The following is an 18,195-nucleotide window of genomic DNA, read 5'->3' on the forward strand; positions in this document are numbered from 1 at the left end:
TAGCGGATGTCAGCTGCCGCGCCCACCCGTGCGCGGTTAAACCTTGGCGGCAACCGGTGTCGATTTGCTGCGCGGACGCAATTGGGCAGTGGCCATGGCGGTATCGGTCACACCGGATTCGGCACGCATGCCGGCGGCCAGGAACGGCACCATCAGGCGCATGACCTGCTCGATCGAGGTGTTCACGCCGAAGTCGGTTTCAGCAATCGCGCGCAAGGCCTTGATACCGGACATGCTGAACGCTGCCGCACCCAGCATGAAGTGCACCCGCCAGAACAGTTCGATGGGCGGAATACGCGGCGCCGCTTCGTTGACCAGCATCATGTAGCGGCGGAACACCTTGCCGTACATGTCTTCCAGATAACGACGCAAGTGCCCCTGGCTCTGACTGAACGCCAGCCCCAGCAAACGCATGAAAATAGACAGGTCGTTGCCGCTGCGCGGCTGCACCACCAGGGCCTGCTCGACGAGGATTTCCAGCAACTCTTCGAGGGTCGGCTTGATTTCAGGCTTGGCCTGACGCCGCTCCAGCTCTTTATCGAGGCTGACGCAGAACGGCCCGAGGAACCGCGAGAAAACCGCCTGGATCAACGCCTTCTTTGAACCGAAGTGATAGTTCACCGCCGCCAGGTTGACACCGGCCTTGCTGGTGATCAGGCGCAACGAGGTTTCAGCGAAACCTTTTTCCGCAAACAACTGCTCGGCTGCATCAAGAATGCGTTCAACGGTTTCCGACTGGGCCATGGCTACTCCGCCTGACAAACACTTGTTTGAAACATACGTTTCAGCCTGTGCCTTGTCAAGTCTGGCAGTTCGTTTCGGGAATGGTCGGTCAGACATTTAACCACACAACGGCGAAGCTTCAATCCACTGACTGATTGACCGTCTGGCGGCGACTGAAAAATGGAGCATTGCCAAGACCGACTTACTGTATATAATCCCAGTCACTGTATAAAAAAACAGAGCGATCAATATGCTAAAGCTGACGCCACGACAAGCAGAGATTCTGGCTTTCATCAAACGCTGCCTGGAAGACAACGGATACCCTCCCACCCGTGCGGAAATCGCTCAGGAACTGGGTTTCAAGTCACCCAATGCGGCGGAAGAGCACCTCAAGGCGCTGGCCCGCAAGGGTGCCATCGAGATGACGCCTGGCGCCTCCCGTGGCATTCGCATCCCCGGCTTCGAAGCCAAGGCCGACGACTCCACCCTGCCGATCATTGGCCGGGTCGCAGCCGGCGCCCCGATTCTTGCGCAGCAACACATCGAAGAGTCCTGCAACATCAATCCTGCCTTCTTCCATCCGCGCGCCGATTACCTGCTGCGCGTCCACGGGATGAGCATGAAGGATGTCGGGATTTTCGACGGCGACCTGCTGGCCGTCCACACCACCCGCGAAGCCCGTAACGGCCAGATCGTGGTTGCACGAATCGGCGACGAAGTGACCGTCAAGCGCTTCAAGCGTGACGGCAGCAAAGTCTGGCTGATCGCAGAGAACCCCGAGTTCGCCCCTATCGAAGTGAACCTTCAAGATCAGGAACTGGTGATCGAAGGCTTGAGTGTCGGCGTGATTCGCCGCTAAAGGAGGCTCCATGCAGTTCCCACAGCCATCACCACAGCAAACCCAACTGCCGTTGTTCGAAGCGTTCATGGCACAGCCATTGGCGCCGATCCTGAAAGACGTAGTCGAGTCCCCCTGGAGCGCCGAACCTGACGTTTTCAGCGAGCTGTCACTGCGTGGTGCAGCCGGGAACTGCCTGAGCCTTCTGGCACCGATCCTCAGGGAATTGAGCCAGGACCAGGACGCACGCTGGCTGACACTGATCGCGCCGCCCGCCAGCCTGACTCAAGCCTGGTTGCGAGATGCCGGCCTCAACCGCGAGCGCATTCTGTTGCTTCACCCCCGGGGCACCCAAAGTGCTCAGCAACTGACCTGCGAAGCCCTGCGTCTTGGACGCAGCCATACGGTTGTCAGCTGGCTCAATCCGCTGAGCAGCCAATCCCGGCAACAGCTGATCAGCGCCGCCCGGACCGGGGACGCTCAGAGCCTGAACATTCGTTTGGGATAACTGACAGCCGGGGCGCTAGCTTAACCGCGCGAGGCTTCTCCAGGGAGAGAGAAGCCGATGTGTAGCGACATCAGGAAAACCGACGGACGGGGATCAATGAAGAACCCGTGGCCCCTCGTCCTTGTCGAATTCGCCTTCAACCAGGCGACCTGCCATCTGGACTCCCACGCTCAACATCGCCTTGGCGACTTCCACGTGTTGCCCTTGCAGGAACGCTTTGGCGTCCTCGGAGAAATCCAAAGTAACCAGAGAACCCTCGTCCTCGGCCCTGCGCAGCTCGATACGGCCGTCTGGTAACTCGACAATTTCTAGAAAGGACGTTGGCATAAAGGACTGTTCTCCACGAAAGGCGGGGATTATATAGGCATCGGCCGGGCTTCGCTCGGGATCTTGACCAGATGCCATCCCAAAACTGTTTCTGTCAGCACTCGTTCAGGCCTTCGCGAAAGCGGATTGCCAATCCTTTCAGATTCTGGCGCCAGCTCTCCAGCTCTTCCCGACTCAGCTCTTGCGGTGCCTCCTCTTCATCCAGATTGACAGCCTGAATCAGTGGCTGGGTCACGTCCCCTTTTGGCTTGTGGGGCGCGCGCGGCGGCTGAAACAACGCAGCATGGGCAGCCAATAACTTGGCCAGCCAGGTCTCCGGGTTATTGGCCAGTTCGACCAGCTCGGCCATTTCCGGAATGGCGATGGTTTCCAGCACTTCGCGAGTCAGCAGCAGCTCCGCACGGGGTGCATTGGCCTGAGGCAGGCGATAGAAGCCGGCGATTTCATGACACAGGCCCAACAGCGCGCCGTACAGGTGAAACAACGCAGATTCACGTCCGGCCTGGATCAGCGCCAGCGAATTCATCGCCCGACCCTCTTCAGTGCGCGCCAGTGCTTCCAGCGACAAGCCGGCGAAATAAATCTTCTGATTGGTGCGGGTATAAAGTTCGTGGGCCATGACGGCAGCCTCCACAACGAAATAATTGCTTCACGCAGGTCCTGTGTAGGAGCGAGCCTGCTCGCGATGGACGTCAACGATGACGCGGGAAACCTGGCACCCCGCGGCGGTCTCAGGTTCATCGCGAGCAGGCTCGCTCCTACAGGGGTCTTGCGATTCTACGCCTTCGCAGTTCCCATGCGCCTTTTGTAGGAGCGAGCTTGCTCCGGGCGGCGTTCCGACGATGGACCTGAGAGCAACGCGGGCATCCTGAAGGCCCGCGTCATCGTTGACGACCATCGCGAGCAAGCTCGCTCCCACAGGGGTCTTGCGATTCTACGCCTTCGCAGCCGGGCGCTTGTCTTCAACCGTCCACTTGCCGCCGTCGTAGAACGCTTTCCAGCCAGTCGGCTTACCGTCAACTTCGGTCTGCACGTACTGCTCCTTGGTCTTGCGACTGTAACGAATCACAGCCGGGAGGCCATCGGGATCTTTCTTCGGCGCTTCGCAGAGGAAGTGATACTTCGGATCGATCTCATCCTTGTGCGGCACGATCTCGATAACCAGCGGAGCACGCGTCTCACGGTTTTTCGGGAACTGGCTGGCCGCCAGGAACAGCCCGGATGCACCGTCGCGCAGGATATAGGTGTCGTTGACCTTTTCGCATTTCAGCTCAGGCATCTTCACCGGGTCCATCTTCGGCGGCGCCGCATCACCGCTCTTCAGCAGCTTGCGAGTGTTCTTGCAGGTGGCATTGGTGCAACCGAAGAACTTGCCGAAACGGCCGGTCTTGAGCTGCATCTCGCTGCCGCACTTGTCGCATTCCAGGCTCGGACCTTCATAGCCCTTGATGCGATAGGTGCCCTCTTCGATTTCGTAGCCGTCGCAATCCGGGTTGTTACCGCAGATGTGCAGCTTGCGCTTCTCGTCCAGCAGGTAGGCATCCATCGCCGTGCTGCAGATCGGGCAGCGATGCTTGCCACGCAATACCAGCGACTCCGACTCACCTTCGTCGTCCGCGGCGATTTCGTCGCCCGGCACCAGGTTGACGGTGGCCTTGCAGCGCTCTTTCGGCGGCAGGCTGTAGCCCGAGCAACCAAGGAACACACCGGTCGATGCGGTGCGAATCTGCATCGGACGACCGCAGGTCGTGCACGGAATGTCAGTCATCACCGGCTGGTTGGCACGCATGCCGTTTTCCGGGCTTTCGGCTACTTCGAGCTTCTTCTTGAAGTCGCCGTAGAACTCGTCGAGCACGTTTTTCCAGTCGCGTTCGCCCTGGGCCACGTCATCGAGATGCTCTTCCATGCCGGCGGTGAAACCGTAGTCCATCAGGTTCGAGAAGCTCTCGGCCAGGCGCTCGGTGACGATGTCGCCCATCTTTTCCGAGTAGAAGCGACGGTTGTGCAACGCCACGTAACCACGGTCCTGAATGGTCGAAATGATCGCCGCGTAGGTCGAAGGACGACCGATGCCGCGTTTTTCCATTTCCTTGACCAGGCTGGCTTCCGAGTAACGCGCCGGCGGCTTGGTGAAATGCTGGGTCGGATCAAGCTTGATCAGCTTCATCGCATCGCCCTGGGCCATGTCCGGCAGCACATCGTCGTCGCCTGGCTTGGCGATTTGCGGCATGACGCGGGTGTAACCGTCGAACTTCAGGATGCGTCCCTTGGCACGCAGCTCGAAGTCGCCAGCGCCCACAGTGACGGTCGTCGACAGGTATTGCGCCGGCAGCATCTGGCAAGCCAGGAACTGGCGCCAGATCAGCTCGTAGAGGCGCTCAGCGTCACGCTCCATGCCCGACAGCTTGCTTGGCTCGGTATTGGCGTCGGAGGGACGAATCGCTTCGTGAGCCTCTTGTGCGCCTTCCTTGCTGCTGTAGACATTCGGGGTTTCCGGCAGGTACTTCTTGCCGAACTCGCCTTCGATATAAGTACGCGCCATCGCCACGGCATCAACCGAGAGGTTGGTCGAGTCGGTACGCATGTAAGTGATGTAGCCAGCTTCGTACAGACGCTGGGCCATCATCATGGTTTTCTTCACCCCGAAGCCCAGGCGGTTGCTCGCGGCCTGTTGCAGGGTGGAGGTGATGAACGGCGCCGACGGCTTGCTGCTGGTCGGTTTGTCTTCGCGCTTGACGATGCTGTAGCTGGAAGCCTTGAGCTTCTCCAGCGCGGCCATGGCCTGGGCTTCGTTGAGCGGCTTGAAGGCTTCGCCTTTCTCGCGGGCCACGTCGAAACGCACGGTCGCGCCTTTTGCGGTGCCGAGGTCGGCGTGCACTTCCCAGTACTCTTCCGGGATGAACGCGCGGATTTCTCGCTCGCGCTCAACCACCAGCTTCACGGCAACCGATTGCACACGACCGGCGGACAGACCACGAGCGATCTTGGCCCACAGCAGCGGCGAAACCATGTAGCCCACGACGCGGTCGAGGAAGCGACGGGCCTGCTGGGCGTTGACGCGGTCGATATCCAGCTCGCCCGGCTGGGAGAAGGCTTCCTGGATCGCCTTCTTGGTGATTTCGTTGAACACCACGCGCTTGTAGCGGCTGTCGTCACCACCGATGGCTTCGCGCAGGTGCCAGGCAATGGCTTCCCCCTCGCGGTCCAAGTCGGTTGCGAGATAGATGGTGTCAGCATCCTTGGCGAGCCGGCGCAGCTCTTCGATGACTTTTTCCTTGCCCGGGAGGATCTCGTACTTGGCTTTCCAGCCATGATCCGGATCGACACCCATGCGCGCGACCAGCTGCTTGCGCGCTTTTTCTTTAGGCGACAGTGCCGGCGCTTCACCTGCAGCAGCCTTGCCGCGCTTGGCGGCTGGCTCTTTGCTGGCGCTAGCCGAACCGCTGGTGGGCAGGTCTCGGATATGGCCGATACTCGACTTCACCACGTATTCGTTGCCCAAATACTTGTTGATGGTCTTGGCCTTAGCCGGGGATTCCACAATGACCAGCGATTTGCCCATGGATCAGAAAATTCCTGAATTCGAGAAGTGAAAGGCGATTGGCGCCTGACGCGGCACCGCTATATATAGTGGCTACAAGGTGAGGTCAAGCGCAGGGTATTGCGCGAACTCAGCTTATGGCTTGGTAAAAAGGCTTTCTTCGGCCTGCACCAAAGCAAAGCGTGGCACCTGTTCGCCGTCAACTTCGACGGACTCCAGGAACATGCTCAAGGGACGCACCCAAAAGCCGTAATCGCCATACAGGGCTTGATAGAAGACCACTTCTTCTTCGGTTTCCGAATGCCGCGCAACACTGAACACGCGGTACTGCGGACCTTTGTAATGTTGGTAGAGCCCAGGTTGTATCGGCATGCTTTGGCCCTCACTCAAATTTTTTCAAAATAAAAACAAAATAAATCCGGAAAAACAAAAACCGGGGCACTTGGCCCCGGCTTCCATCAACGAGACGCTTAAACGCGTTCGAAGACGGTGGAGATGCCTTGGCCGAGACCAATGCACATGGTGGCTACCCCGAAGGTACCGCCATTCTGCTTCATCACATTGAGCAAAGTGCCGGAGATACGCGCACCGGAGCAACCGAACGGGTGGCCCAGGGCGATCGCGCCGCCGTGCAGGTTAACCTTCTCGTTCATCTTGTCGAGCACTTTCAGATCTTTCAGCACTGGCAGGGCCTGTGCGGCGAAAGCTTCGTTGAGCTCGAAGAAGTCGATGTCGGAGATGCCAAGACCCGCGCGCTTCAGTGCTTTTTGTGTGGCCGGTACTGGACCATAGCCCATGATTGCCGGATCCACACCTGCCACTGCCATCGAACGAATCACCGCCATAGGCTGGATGCCCAGGTCCTGTGCGCGCTGCGCCGACATCACGATCATGCACGAAGCACCATCGGTGATCTGCGACGAAGTACCCGCTGTCACGGTGCCGCCCTTCGGATTGAACGCCGGCTTGAGAGCCGCCAGGCTTTCCAGGGTGGTTTCCGGACGAATGGTTTCGTCGTAGTCGAAGGTTTTCAGGAAACCGTTCTCGTCGTAGCCCTGCATCGGGATGATTTCGTCTTTGAACTTGCCTTCCACGGTCGCCTTGTGGGCGAGTTGGTGGGAGCGCACGCCGAAAGCGTCCTGTTGTTCGCGGGTAATGCCGTGCATTTTGCCCAGCATTTCCGCGGTCAGGCCCATCATGCCCGAGGCTTTCGCCGCGTACAGCGACATGTGCGGGTTCGGATCGACACCGTGCATCATGCTCACATGGCCCATATGCTCGACGCCACCAACGACGAACACGTCACCGTTGCCGGTCATGATCGCTTGCGCAGCAGTGTGCAAAGCGCTCATGGACGAGCCACACAGACGGCTGACGGTCTGGCCGGCCGAGGTGTGCGGGATCTGGGTCATCAGCGACGCCATGCGCGCGATGTTCCAGCCCTGCTCCAGGGTCTGGTTCACACAGCCCCAGATCACGTCTTCGACTTCGCTCGGGTCGACCTTGACGTTGCGTTCCAGCAGTTTGCTGATCAGGTGCGCCGACATGTCTTCGGCGCGGGTGTTGCGGTGCATGCCGCCCTTGGAGCGGCCCATCGGAGTACGACCGAAGTCGACAATCACGACGTCTCTAGGATTCAAGCTCATAAGTTCACTCTCACTCTAGTTGGGGGCGCTTAACCGAAGAAGCTCTGGCCGTTCTTGGCCATTTCGCGCAGCTTCGCGGTCGGGTGGTACAGCGCGCCCAAATCAGCGTACTGGTCAGCCAGGGCAACGAACTCTGCCACACCGATCGAATCGATGTAACGCAGCGCACCGCCACGGAATGGAGGGAAACCAATGCCGTAGACCAGACCCATGTCGGCTTCGGCAGCGGTTTCGACGATGCCGTCTTCCAGGCAACGCACGGTTTCCAGGCACAGCGGGATCATCATCCAGTTGATGATGTCTTCGTCAGTGACTTCGCGCTGCTCGTAAACGATCGGCTTGAGCACTTCCAGTACCGAAGGATCGGCGACTTTCTTCTGCTTGCCCTTCTTGTCGGTCTCGTAGGCGTAGAAGCCCTTGCCGTTCTTCTGGCCCAGGCGCTTGGCTTCGTAGAGCACGTCGACGGCCGAGCGACGGTCGTCCTTCATGCGGTCCGGGAAGCCGTCAGCCATCACGTCACGGCCGTGGTGGCCGGTGTCGATGCCGACCACGTCCATCAGGTAGGCCGGGCCCATTGGCCAGCCGAATTTTTCCATGATCTTGTCGATACGGACGAAGTCCACACCGGCGCTGACCAGCTTGGCGAAACCGCCGAAGTACGGGAACAGCACGCGGTTGACCAGGAAGCCCGGGCAGTCGTTGACGACGATCGGGTTCTTGCCCATTTTCTTGGCGTAGGCAACGGTGGTGGCAACAGCCAGCTCGCTGGACTTCTCGCCACGGATCACTTCCACCAGCGGCATCATGTGCACCGGGTTGAAGAAGTGCATGCCGACGAAGTTTTCCGGACGCTTGAGGGCCTTGGCCAGCAAGGTGATGGAAATGGTCGAGGTGTTGGACGCGAGGATGGTGTCCTCTTTGACCTGGTCTTCAACTTCAGCCAGTACGGCCTGCTTGACCTTCGGGTTCTCGACGACGGCTTCCACCACCAGGTCCACGTGACCGAAATCACCGTAGGACAAGGTCGGACGAATGCCGTTGAGCACTTCAGCCATTTTCGCAGCGGTCATGCGACCTTTATCAACGCGGCCAACCAGCAGTTTGGCGGCTTCGGCCAGACCCTGTTCGATGCCGTGCTCGTTGATGTCCTTCATCAGGATCGGCGTACCTTTGGAAGCCGACTGATAGGCGATACCGCCACCCATGATACCGGCGCCCAGTACGGCGGCCTGCTTCACGTCCTTGGCGATTTCGTCGTAGGCCTTGGCCTTTTTCTTCAGTTCCTGGTCGTTCAGGAACAGACCGACCAGGCTCTGTGCGGCCGAAGTCTTGGCCAGCTTGGCGAAACCTGCGGCTTCAATTTCCAGGGCCTTGTCGCGACCGAAGTTCGCGGCTTTCTGGATGGTCTTGATCGCTTCAACCGGCGCCGGGTAGTTCGGGCCAGCTTGACCGGCCACGAAACCCTTGGCGGTTTCGAAAGCCATCATTTGCTCGATGGCGTTCAGCTTCAGCTTTTCCAGCTTCGGCTGGCGCTTGGCCTTGTAGTCGAACTCGCCGGAGATGGCGCGCTTGATCAGTTCCAGCGCGGCCTCTTGCAGCTTCTCTGGAGCAACCACTGCATCGACAGCGCCAACTTTCAGCGCGTCTTCAGGACGGTTTTCCTTGCCGGCGGCAATCCACTCGATGGCGTTGTCGGCACCGATCAGACGCGGCAGACGAACGGTACCGCCGAAGCCCGGGTAGATGCCCAGCTTGACTTCCGGCAGGCCGATCTTGGCCTTGGTGGACATGACACGGTAGTCCGCCGCCAGGCACATTTCCAGACCGCCACCCAGCGCGATGCCATTGATCGCAACAACGGTCGGAACGTTGAGGTCTTCGAAATCGCTGAAAATCTTGTTGGCTTCGAGGTTGCCAGCAACAAGCTCTGCATCCGGCAGCTTGAAGTTGTCGACAAATTCGGTGATGTCGGCGCCGACGATGAACACGTCCTTGCCACTGCTGACGATCACGCCCTTGATCGAAGCATCTGCCTTGATGGTGTCTACGGCCTGACGCAGTTCGTTCAGGGTTAGACGGTTGAACTTGTTGACGGACTCACCCTTGAGGTCGAACTTCAGTTCGACGATGCCACTTTCAAGAGCCTTAACCGTGATGGCTTTACCTTCGTAAATCATCAACTGATCTCCACGATATGGAAGCTGAACAGTACACGTCGGACGCAGGCGAATGGCTTGGCAGGGACGTTAATCGTCGATGCTACGCCCATTCCCCCGGCACACCCGCCAACGCGATAGTCGGGATTCTGTAGGAGCGGTCTGAAATACAAACGCTCAATTCATACGCCCGTTTGATTTGGGTACGTCACCTTCACGGAATTTCCGACAATTGTCAATCGCCCGAAACACGGGTTGAAACGCGACTTTCCGGTCATATCCGTACTGCGAAGACCTTAAACACGCCTGAGCATGCAGGGTCATTCATAGAATCAATTGTTAGAAAATGCGCCCTAATTCGCTGCAGCCCGTGTTTAACAAGCTACGCTGGCGGAACCAAGGGGAAATTGTGAACGCTTTTGGCGAATGCCCAGCGTAAGATCAGCCAACACCGATTTACCGGCCTGCCTGGCCAACCCGCCCGATGATTTTGTCGGGCTTTTTATTGCCTGCGCCCCCTGTAGGAGCTGCCGCAGGCTGCGATCTTTTGACTTTGATTTAAAAAAACAAGATCAAAAGATCGCAGCCTGCGGCAGCTCCTACAGGGGATCCGGAACACAGCTTCAGGCGAGCGCCTTGAGGGTGGCATCGATGTGCTGCAACACCTCGGCCTCACCCTTCTCACCCCAGTACAAGGCAATCATTTGCTTGTCGGCCTCGACCTTGTAGACATTACCCGGCAACTTTTCGAAATGATTGAGCAGCGCCTGATCTTCACAGGTTTCCTGCCACTGATTGACCCAGACACCCGGTGATTTTTGCCAGTAACTCCAGCACGCCGGCTGACTGCCACGCCGCGGACGATGGTACTGGGCGCACGGGCTCGGCGGCTCCTGGCTCAGCCAGTGTGGCCATTCCTGGGGTGCCAGCTGCATGGCCAATCCAATGCGCCGAGCCTCCATGCGCAGGGCGATGCGCCCACTCTGGGCACGCGACGGGCGCAACCATGCCAGTGGGCTGAGTACCACCAACAGGATTGACACCACTATCCACACCGTCATATCTGTACTCCCGATTCTTGATGAGCCCATTGTGTCACTTTGGAACCAATGCGCTTGAAACCAGCCATACTTACCAATATTGCAATCCTCAGGAGGAGCACCTCATGCCCTACAACCATATTCTGGTCGCTGTAGATCTGACCGAAGAGTGCGACCCTGTGATCCACCGCGCTCGCGAGCTGTCGGTGAGCAACGGCGCGAAATTGTCACTGGTGCACATTGTCGAGCCGATGGCGATGGCCTTCGGTGGCGACGTACCGATGGACCTGTCACAACTGCAACAGCAGCAGTTCGATCAGGCCAAGGAGCGCCTTGACCGCTTGATCCTCAAATACCCGGAGCTCTCCAAGGAATACAGCCACCTGACCTATGGCCAGCCACGCCAGGAAATCCACCACCTGGCCAAGGAGCAAACCTGCGACCTGATCGTGGTGGGCAGCCATGGCCGGCACGGCCTGGCACTGCTGCTCGGCTCCACCGCCAATGACGTGCTGCATGGCGCGCCTTGCGATGTGCTTGCGGTGCGCCTGCAAACCAAATCCTGACGCTACACATTCCCTGTGGGAGCGGGCTTGCTCGCGAATGAGGTGTGACAGTCGACATATTCGTTGAATGTTGAACCGCTTTCGCGAGCAAGCCCGCTCCCACAATGGATCTGCAACAGCCCGCAGATTGCGTTTCATATGAAAAGCCCGGCGTTCACGTGTGTGAAGCCGGGCTTTTTTATTGCAGGATCAATCAGGCATCCAGTTCGGCCCAGCGCTCGACCATCACGTCGAGTTCAGCCTGCAACTGCGCCAGTTGAGCAATCACTGCAGCCGTCTCGGCAGCCGGGCGCAGGTAGAAACCCGCGTCGGCCATCTGCGCTTCAACGGCAGCGATCTGCTGCTCCATGGCTTCGATCTCGCCGGGCAACGCTTCCAGCTCACGCTGCAGCTTGTAGCTGAGCTTCTTCTTCGCCACTGGCGCTTCGACTGCCGCCGCAACCGGTGCCGGCTCGGCCTTCACCACGGCGGAGTTCAGGTCGGCCTTGCCGGACTTGCTCTCGGTCACGCCCAGCAGGCGCGGCGAGCCGCCCTGGCGCAGCCAGTCCTGATAGCCACCGACGTACTCGCGAACCTTGCCTTCACCTTCGAAGACCAGGGTGCTGGTGACCACGTTGTCGAGGAATGCCCGGTCGTGGCTGACCATCAGTACGGTGCCGTTGAAGGTCAGCAAGACCTCTTCGAGCAATTCGAGGGTCTCGACATCGAGGTCGTTGGTCGGTTCGTCGAGTACCAGCAGGTTCGCCGGCTTGCTGAACAGCTTGGCCAGCAACAGACGGGCACGTTCACCGCCGGACAGCGCCTTGACCGGCGTGCGCGCACGCTGCGGGCTGAACAGGAAGTCGCCGAGGTAGCTCAGCACGTGGCGGCTCTGGCCGTCGATATCGATGAAGTCGCGACCTTCGGCGACGTTGTCGATCACGGTCTTTTCCAGATCCAGCTGATGGCGCAACTGGTCGAAGTAGGCCACATCGATCCTGGTGCCCTCTTCCACCTTGCCGCTGGTTGGCTGCAAGCCGCTAAGCATCAGCTTCAGCAGCGTGGTCTTGCCAGTACCGTTGGCACCCAACAGACCGATACGGTCGCCGCGCTGCAGCACCATGGAGAAGTCCTTGATCAGGAACGGACCGTCCGGGTGAGCAAAGCTCACGTTATCAAGGACCATGACCTGTTTGCCGGACTTGTCGGCGGTTTCCAGCTGGATGTTGGCCTTGCCCGTCCGCTCGCGACGTTCGCTGCGCTCGACGCGCAAGGCTTTCAGCGCGCGTACGCGGCCTTCGTTACGGGTACGACGGGCCTTGATGCCCTGGCGAATCCACACTTCTTCCTGGGCCAGGCGCTTGTCAAACAGCGCGTTGGCGGTTTCTTCGGCCGCCAGTGCGGCTTCCTTGTGCACGAGGAAACTGGCGTAGTCGCCGTTCCAGTCGATCAGGCCGCCGCGATCCAGTTCGAGGATGCGGGTTGCCAGGTTCTGCAGGAAAGAACGGTCGTGCGTGATGAACAGCACGGCGCCCTGGAAATCCTTCAGTGCTTCTTCAAGCCAGGCGATGGCACCGATGTCCAGGTGGTTGGTCGGTTCGTCGAGCAGCAGCAGGTCCGGCTCGGACACCAGGGCCTGGGCCAGCAGGACGCGACGACGCCAGCCGCCGGACAATTCGGCGAGGGTCTTGTCGGCCGGCAGTTGCAGGCGACTCAGGGTGCTGTCGACGAGGGTCTGCAAGCGCCAGCCATCGCGGGCTTCGAGGTCGTGCTGGACGTGCATCAGCTTGTCCAGGTCGGCATCGGTGACGATGTTCTGGCTCAGGTGGTGATACTCGGCGAGCAACGCACCGACGCCGTCCAGGCCTTCGGCCACCACGTCGAACACTGTCCGCTCGTCGGCCACCGGCAATTCTTGCGGCAATTCGCCGATCTTGAGACCGGGTGCGCGCCAAACGGAGCCGTCATCGGGCTTCTGGTCGCCCTTGACGAGCTTCATCATGCTGGACTTGCCAGTGCCGTTGCGGCCGATGATGCACACCCGCTCACCACGGGCGATCTGCCAGGACACCTTGTCCAACAACGGCATAGCGCCGAAAGCAAGGGACACATCGCTGAATTTGAGCAGGGTCATGAGCTTCTCCAAAAACCGGGCGCGCATTCTACCTGACTTGAGGCTTCAGAAGGCCGGCAATTTCACTCTCGTAGCACTCTGAACGACAAATGTTGCGAACTGATGCGGGAAGACCCGCAAAGCTTTCGCCCGCTGCTGGCAAAAGGCTAAGCTACAGACAATTCAGTGCGGGCCTGACCCGCACTTGCCATGTTTTCTCTGCCTGGACGTCTCATGCGCAGTCGCCTTTTCAATCTTTTGTCGTGTTTTTTACTTTCAGCCGCAGCGTTTCAATCCGCCCAGGCGGTGGACCTGTCCACCCAACGCCAATATTACGATGAGGCCAAGCGCGCCCTGGCCAAGGGTGATACCGGCCCGTATTTCCGTTACAGCCAGGCCCTCGCCGATTATCCGCTGGAACCGTACCTGGCCTATGACGAACTGACCGCGCGCCTGAAAACCGCGAGCAACGCCGAAATCGAGAAGTTCCTCGCCGAACACGGCGACCTGCCCCAGGCCAACTGGATGAAACTGCGCTGGTTGCGCTGGCTGGCGGACCGGGGCGACTGGGCGACCTTCGTCAAGTATTACGACCCGAAAATGAACTTCACCGAACTGGACTGCCTGAATGCGCAGTACCAGATCAGTCACAACCTCAAGGCCGAAGGTTACGCCAACACCGAAAAGCTCTGGCTGACCGGCAAATCCCAGCCCGAAGCCTGCGATGCCCTGTTCGGCATGTGGGCCGCCGATGGCCAGCTGACCGAGCAAAAACGCTGGGAACGCGCGAAACTCGCCGCCCAGGCGCGCAACTACCCGCTGGCCAACAGCCTGGTCAACGGCTTGACCACCCTCGCCCCGCGCGGTCGCTTGCTGGTGGACGTCGCGCAGAAACCGGAACTGCTCAACCAGCCGTCGCGCTTCACCCCGGCCGATGAAGCCATGTCCGACGTGGTCAGCCTCGGCCTGCGCCGCCTGGCTCGCCAGGACCCGGACAGGGCCATGAACCTGCTCGATGGCTACGCCAGCAGCATGCACTTCTCCCGGGACGAAAAAGTCGCAATCGCCCGGGAAATCGGGTTGACCCTCGCCAAACGTTTCGACGGCCGAGCCCTGGACGTCATGACCAAATACGATCCGGAGCTGCGCGACAACACGGTTTCCGAATGGCGCCTGCGCCTGCTCCTGCGCCTGGCGCGCTGGGACGATGCCTACCAGTTGACCCGTCGGCTGCCCCAGGACCTGGCCACCACCAACCGCTGGCGCTACTGGCAGGCCCGCAGCCTGGAACTGGCGCAACCGCAGAATCCGGAAGTGCAGACGCTCTACAAGAACCTGGCCCGCGAACGCGATTTCTATGGTTTCCTCGCCGCCGATCGCTCGCAGTCGCCCTATTCGCTGAACAACAAGCCGCTGGTGATGAGCCAGGCGCTGATCAACAAAGTGCGCAATACCCCCGGCATACGTCGCGCCCTGGAGTTCCACGCTCGCGGGCAAATCGTCGACGGTCGCCGCGAGTGGTACCACGTCAGCCGTCACTTCAGCCGTGACGAGATGGTTGCCCAGGCCAAACTGGCCTACGACCTGAAATGGTACTTCCCGGCCATTCGCACCATCAGCCAGGCGCAGTATTGGGACGATCTGGATATCCGTTTCCCGATGGCCCACCGCAATACGCTGGTGCGTGAAGCGAAGAATCGCGGCCTGCATCCGAGCTGGGCGTTTGCCATCACTCGCCAGGAAAGCGCCTTCATGGAAGATGCCCGCTCAGGGGTCGGCGCCTCGGGCCTGATGCAACTGATGCCCGCCACTGCCAAGGAAACCGCACGCAAGTTCAGCATTCCCTATAGCTCGCCACAGCAACTGTTCGATCCGGACAAGAACATCCAGCTCGGCGCCGCTTACCTGAGCCAGGTCCACAGCCAGTTCAACGGCAACCGCGTCCTCGCCTCCGCCGCCTACAACGCCGGCCCGGGTCGCGTGCGCCAATGGTTGCGCGGTGCCGACCACCTGAGTTTCGATGTGTGGGTGGAAAGCATCCCGTTCGACGAAACCCGCCAGTACGTGCAAAACGTGCTGTCGTACTCGGTGATCTACGGCCAGAAGCTCAACTCGCCACAGCCGATCGTGGATTGGCATGAGCGGTATTTCGACGATCAATGAACGGTAATGTAGGAGCTGCCGCAGGCTGCGATCTTTTGATCCTGCTCTAAAAAATGCCCGCATCGTTTGATGCGGGCATTTTTTTGTCAGGGGTCTTGAAGATCAAAAGATCGCAGCCTGCGGCAGCTCCTACAGTTCGGCGGTAGCCTTGCCGTCACTGAACTGCAAGGCCGCCAGGCGTGCATACAAGGCATTGCTGGCAATCAGTTCCTGATGCGTCCCTACCGCCACCAGTTTCCCCTGATCCATCACCGCGATCCGGTCGGCGTTTTTAACCGTGGCCAGGCGATGGGCGATCACCAGAGTGGTTCGATTCTTCATCAGGCTCGGCAGCGCCTGCTGGATCAAATGCTCACTCTGGGCATCGAGGGCGCTGGTGGCTTCGTCGAGGAGCAGAATCGGGGCGTCCACCAGCAACGCGCGGGCGATGGCCAGGCGTTGGCGCTGGCCGCCGGAAAGGCCGAGACCGCCATCCCCCAGATGAGTCTGGTAACCGCTGGGCATGGCTTCGATAAAGTCATGGGCGTAAGCGATCTTTGCCGCTTCCTGTACCTCGGCCAGCGTCGCCTGCGGATTGCCGTAGCGAATATTGTCTTCAATGCTGCCGAAAAACAGCGCCGGGGTCTGTGACACCAAGGCGAAGCAGCGGCGCAAATCCAGCGGATCGAGCTGAGTCAACGGCACGCCATCGAGCAGGATGCGCCCCTCGGCCGGGTCGTAGAAACGCAGCAGCAAGTCATACACCGTCGACTTGCCGGCCCCGGAGGGCCCCACCAGCGCCAGCGTCTCACCGGCATTGACTGTCAGGCTCAAGCCGTCGACAGCGTAACTTTCCGGCCGCGACGGGTAGGAAAAACGCACATTTTGCAGCTGCAGGTGGCCGTCGACCCGTTCCGGCAGCGTCACCGCGCCTGCGACCGGTGGCAGGATGATGTTTTCCGAACGCAGCAACTCGGCAATCCGTTCGGCTGCGCCGGCCGCCCGCTGCAATTCCCCGATCACCTCGCTCAAGGTGCCGAACGCACTGCCGACGATCAGGCTGTAGAACACGAACGCCGCCAGCTCGCCGGCGGAAATTCGCCCGGCGATGACGTCCATCCCGCCAACCCAGAGCATCACCCCGACCGCGCCCAGGACCAGCACGATCACCAGGGTTATCAGCCACGCCCGCTGGAAGATGCGCTTGCGTGCGGTGTTGAACGCCTCCTCCACGGTCACGGCAAACCGTTGCTCGTCCTGGACCTGATGGTTGTAGGCCTGCACGGTCTTGATCTGCCCCAGGGTTTCGGAAACATAGCTGCCGATGTCGGCAATCCGGTCCTGGCTCAGGCGCGAGAGGTTACGCACCCGGCGACCGAAGATCAGGATCGGCGCGATCACCAGGGGCAAGGCCACCACCACGATACTGGTGAGCTTGGGGTTGGTGATGAACAACAGGACGATCCCGCCGATCACCATCAACAGATTGCGCAGGAACAACGACAACGAAGACCCGATGACCGATTGCAGCAGCGTGGTGTCGGCGGTCAGGCGGGACTGGATTTCGGAGCTGCGATTGTCTTCGTAGAAACCCGGGTGCAGGTAAATCAGATGATTGAACACATCACGCCGGATATCGGCGACGCAGCGCTCGCCGATCCACGACACCAGGTAAAACCGGGCAAAGGTTCCGATCGCCAGCCCCATGACCAGCAACATGAACAGGCCAATGGACTGATTGAGCAGGTGTGGCGACTGGGTCATGAACCCCTTGTCCACCAGCAGGCGGATGCCCTGCCCCATGGACAAGGTGATACCAGCGGTGACGATCAACGCCAGCAAGGCGCCGAAGGCCTGCCAGCGATACGGCGCAATGAATCGACTGGCCAGGCGAACAGCACGGCGGTGACGGGCAGAGAGCATCGCAAACTTCCGGGACAAGACAATCATTAGGGTCAGCCTACACCGCTCAATGGGGTGGCTCGCTGCAAATCACAATGAGTCAGGTTAATTATGTCCACCAACACTAGAGGCTAGACGCTATTGGTCTAAAGTTCGGGTAGCCACGCGAAGGCATTTCTGCTGCACTGGTTCTGTCCCCCCGGAAAGATCGCAGGGAGTTGTCATAGCCCGGTCACCTGGCGGTTCTACAGTAAGCACACTACCTGATGAGGAGACAGGCCATGTCCTTGCAACACAGCAGCGATGACAAGATTCAAGTGATCCGCACGCAACCAGACCAGTCTCTGGGCTGCTCGATTATCGACGAGCAAGGCCGCGAAGTACCGATCACTGAAGAAATGATCCAGAAAGCTTGCAGCGAACTGGAAAAGCGATTGGTCAAGCCTGCCGAACAAGAGTGATATAGCCACCGTCTTCTTGACCCGGCCCATTGTTGGCCGGGTTTTTTATGGGTGCCTGTCTGGACATTGTGGGGCGCCCTTCGCGAGCAAGCCCGCTCCCACACTGGATCTATATGCACCACAAATCCCCTGTGGGAGCGGGCTTGCTCGGGTAGAAACCGGAGACATCCTTTACGTTTTAAACCGGAGACATCGTTTACAGGTATGAAATACGGTCAGGAGGTGCCTGACCATGCCCTGGAATCGAGAGTCC

Annotated in this window: 15 protein-coding genes; 5 read left to right on the forward strand and 10 right to left on the reverse strand. The window is 59.6% G+C overall.

Annotated features, from left to right (window positions below):
* Nucleotides 1-36: 36 nt before the first annotated feature.
* Nucleotides 37-744, reverse strand: coding sequence for a TetR/AcrR family transcriptional regulator (locus KW838_RS22395; RefSeq protein ID WP_102698738.1), 708 nt, complete (start codon nucleotides 742-744; stop codon nucleotides 37-39).
* A gap of 229 nt (nucleotides 745-973) precedes the next feature.
* On the opposite strand from KW838_RS22395, the gene lexA reads away from it, so the two are divergent.
* Both lexA and sulA read left to right on the forward strand, forming a co-directional pair.
* The gene (gene lexA, locus KW838_RS22400) at nucleotides 974-1,582 is read left to right on the forward strand and encodes a transcriptional repressor LexA (protein ID WP_007974043.1); all 609 of its coding nucleotides are present in this window, start codon (nucleotides 974-976) and stop codon (nucleotides 1,580-1,582) included.
* Between the two features lie 10 nt (nucleotides 1,583-1,592).
* Entirely contained in the window at nucleotides 1,593-2,069 is a 477-nt protein-coding gene (gene sulA / locus KW838_RS22405; RefSeq protein ID WP_095965240.1) for an SOS-induced cell division inhibitor SulA, read from the forward strand.
* Nucleotides 2,070-2,162: 93 nt separating this feature from the next.
* Here the strand turns inward: sulA and KW838_RS22410 are convergent, their stop codons facing one another.
* From KW838_RS22410 to KW838_RS22440, 7 genes are all read right to left on the reverse strand, one after another.
* On the reverse strand, nucleotides 2,163-2,396 hold the full coding sequence (locus tag KW838_RS22410) for a hypothetical protein (protein ID WP_007991404.1): 234 nt from the start codon (nucleotides 2,394-2,396) through the stop codon (nucleotides 2,163-2,165).
* Nucleotides 2,397-2,490: 94 nt separating this feature from the next.
* Nucleotides 2,491-3,015, reverse strand: a complete 525-nt coding sequence (locus KW838_RS22415) for a DUF6586 family protein (RefSeq protein WP_102698739.1) — start codon at nucleotides 3,013-3,015, stop codon at nucleotides 2,491-2,493.
* A 315-nt stretch (nucleotides 3,016-3,330) separates the two neighbouring features.
* Nucleotides 3,331-5,958, reverse strand: coding sequence for a type I DNA topoisomerase (gene topA / locus KW838_RS22420; RefSeq protein ID WP_015095955.1), 2,628 nt, complete (start codon nucleotides 5,956-5,958; stop codon nucleotides 3,331-3,333).
* 114 nt (nucleotides 5,959-6,072) lie between these two features.
* Entirely contained in the window at nucleotides 6,073-6,309 is a 237-nt protein-coding gene (locus KW838_RS22425; protein ID WP_007986363.1) for a DUF1653 domain-containing protein, read from the reverse strand.
* A gap of 98 nt (nucleotides 6,310-6,407) precedes the next feature.
* Nucleotides 6,408-7,583 (reverse strand): acetyl-CoA C-acyltransferase FadA, encoded by a 1,176-nt coding sequence (gene fadA / locus KW838_RS22430; RefSeq protein ID WP_007974051.1) that lies wholly within the window; start codon nucleotides 7,581-7,583, stop codon nucleotides 6,408-6,410.
* A gap of 29 nt (nucleotides 7,584-7,612) precedes the next feature.
* Nucleotides 7,613-9,760: a fatty acid oxidation complex subunit alpha FadB gene (gene fadB, locus KW838_RS22435; protein ID WP_102698740.1), complete on the reverse strand. Its 2,148-nt coding sequence runs from the start codon at nucleotides 9,758-9,760 to the stop codon at nucleotides 7,613-7,615.
* 602 nt (nucleotides 9,761-10,362) lie between these two features.
* On the reverse strand, nucleotides 10,363-10,800 hold the full coding sequence (locus KW838_RS22440) for a hypothetical protein (protein WP_102698741.1): 438 nt from the start codon (nucleotides 10,798-10,800) through the stop codon (nucleotides 10,363-10,365).
* A gap of 104 nt (nucleotides 10,801-10,904) precedes the next feature.
* Between KW838_RS22440 and KW838_RS22445 the strand changes: the two genes are divergently transcribed.
* Nucleotides 10,905-11,345 (forward strand): universal stress protein, encoded by a 441-nt coding sequence (locus KW838_RS22445; RefSeq protein WP_015095958.1) that lies wholly within the window; start codon nucleotides 10,905-10,907, stop codon nucleotides 11,343-11,345.
* A gap of 193 nt (nucleotides 11,346-11,538) precedes the next feature.
* On the opposite strand, the gene KW838_RS22450 is transcribed toward KW838_RS22445, so the two are convergent.
* A complete protein-coding gene (locus KW838_RS22450) occupies nucleotides 11,539-13,458 on the reverse strand; it encodes an ATP-binding cassette domain-containing protein (protein WP_007974055.1) in 1,920 nt (639 codons plus the stop codon).
* 213 nt (nucleotides 13,459-13,671) lie between these two features.
* Between KW838_RS22450 and KW838_RS22455 the strand changes: the two genes are divergently transcribed.
* Nucleotides 13,672-15,600, forward strand: a complete 1,929-nt coding sequence (locus KW838_RS22455) for a transglycosylase SLT domain-containing protein (protein ID WP_102698742.1) — start codon at nucleotides 13,672-13,674, stop codon at nucleotides 15,598-15,600.
* A 129-nt stretch (nucleotides 15,601-15,729) separates the two neighbouring features.
* Here the strand turns inward: KW838_RS22455 and KW838_RS22460 are convergent, their stop codons facing one another.
* Nucleotides 15,730-17,529 (reverse strand): ABC transporter transmembrane domain-containing protein, encoded by a 1,800-nt coding sequence (locus KW838_RS22460; RefSeq protein WP_218503631.1) that lies wholly within the window; start codon nucleotides 17,527-17,529, stop codon nucleotides 15,730-15,732.
* Nucleotides 17,530-17,762: 233 nt separating this feature from the next.
* Between KW838_RS22460 and KW838_RS22465 the strand changes: the two genes are divergently transcribed.
* On the forward strand, nucleotides 17,763-17,942 hold the full coding sequence (locus tag KW838_RS22465) for a PA1571 family protein (RefSeq protein ID WP_007974065.1): 180 nt from the start codon (nucleotides 17,763-17,765) through the stop codon (nucleotides 17,940-17,942).
* Nucleotides 17,943-18,195: the final 253 nt, after the last annotated feature.

This window comes from Pseudomonas sp. PDM27 (assembly GCF_019219205.1).
Classification (GTDB): Bacteria; Pseudomonadota; Gammaproteobacteria; order Pseudomonadales; family Pseudomonadaceae; genus Aquipseudomonas; species Aquipseudomonas laurylsulfatiphila.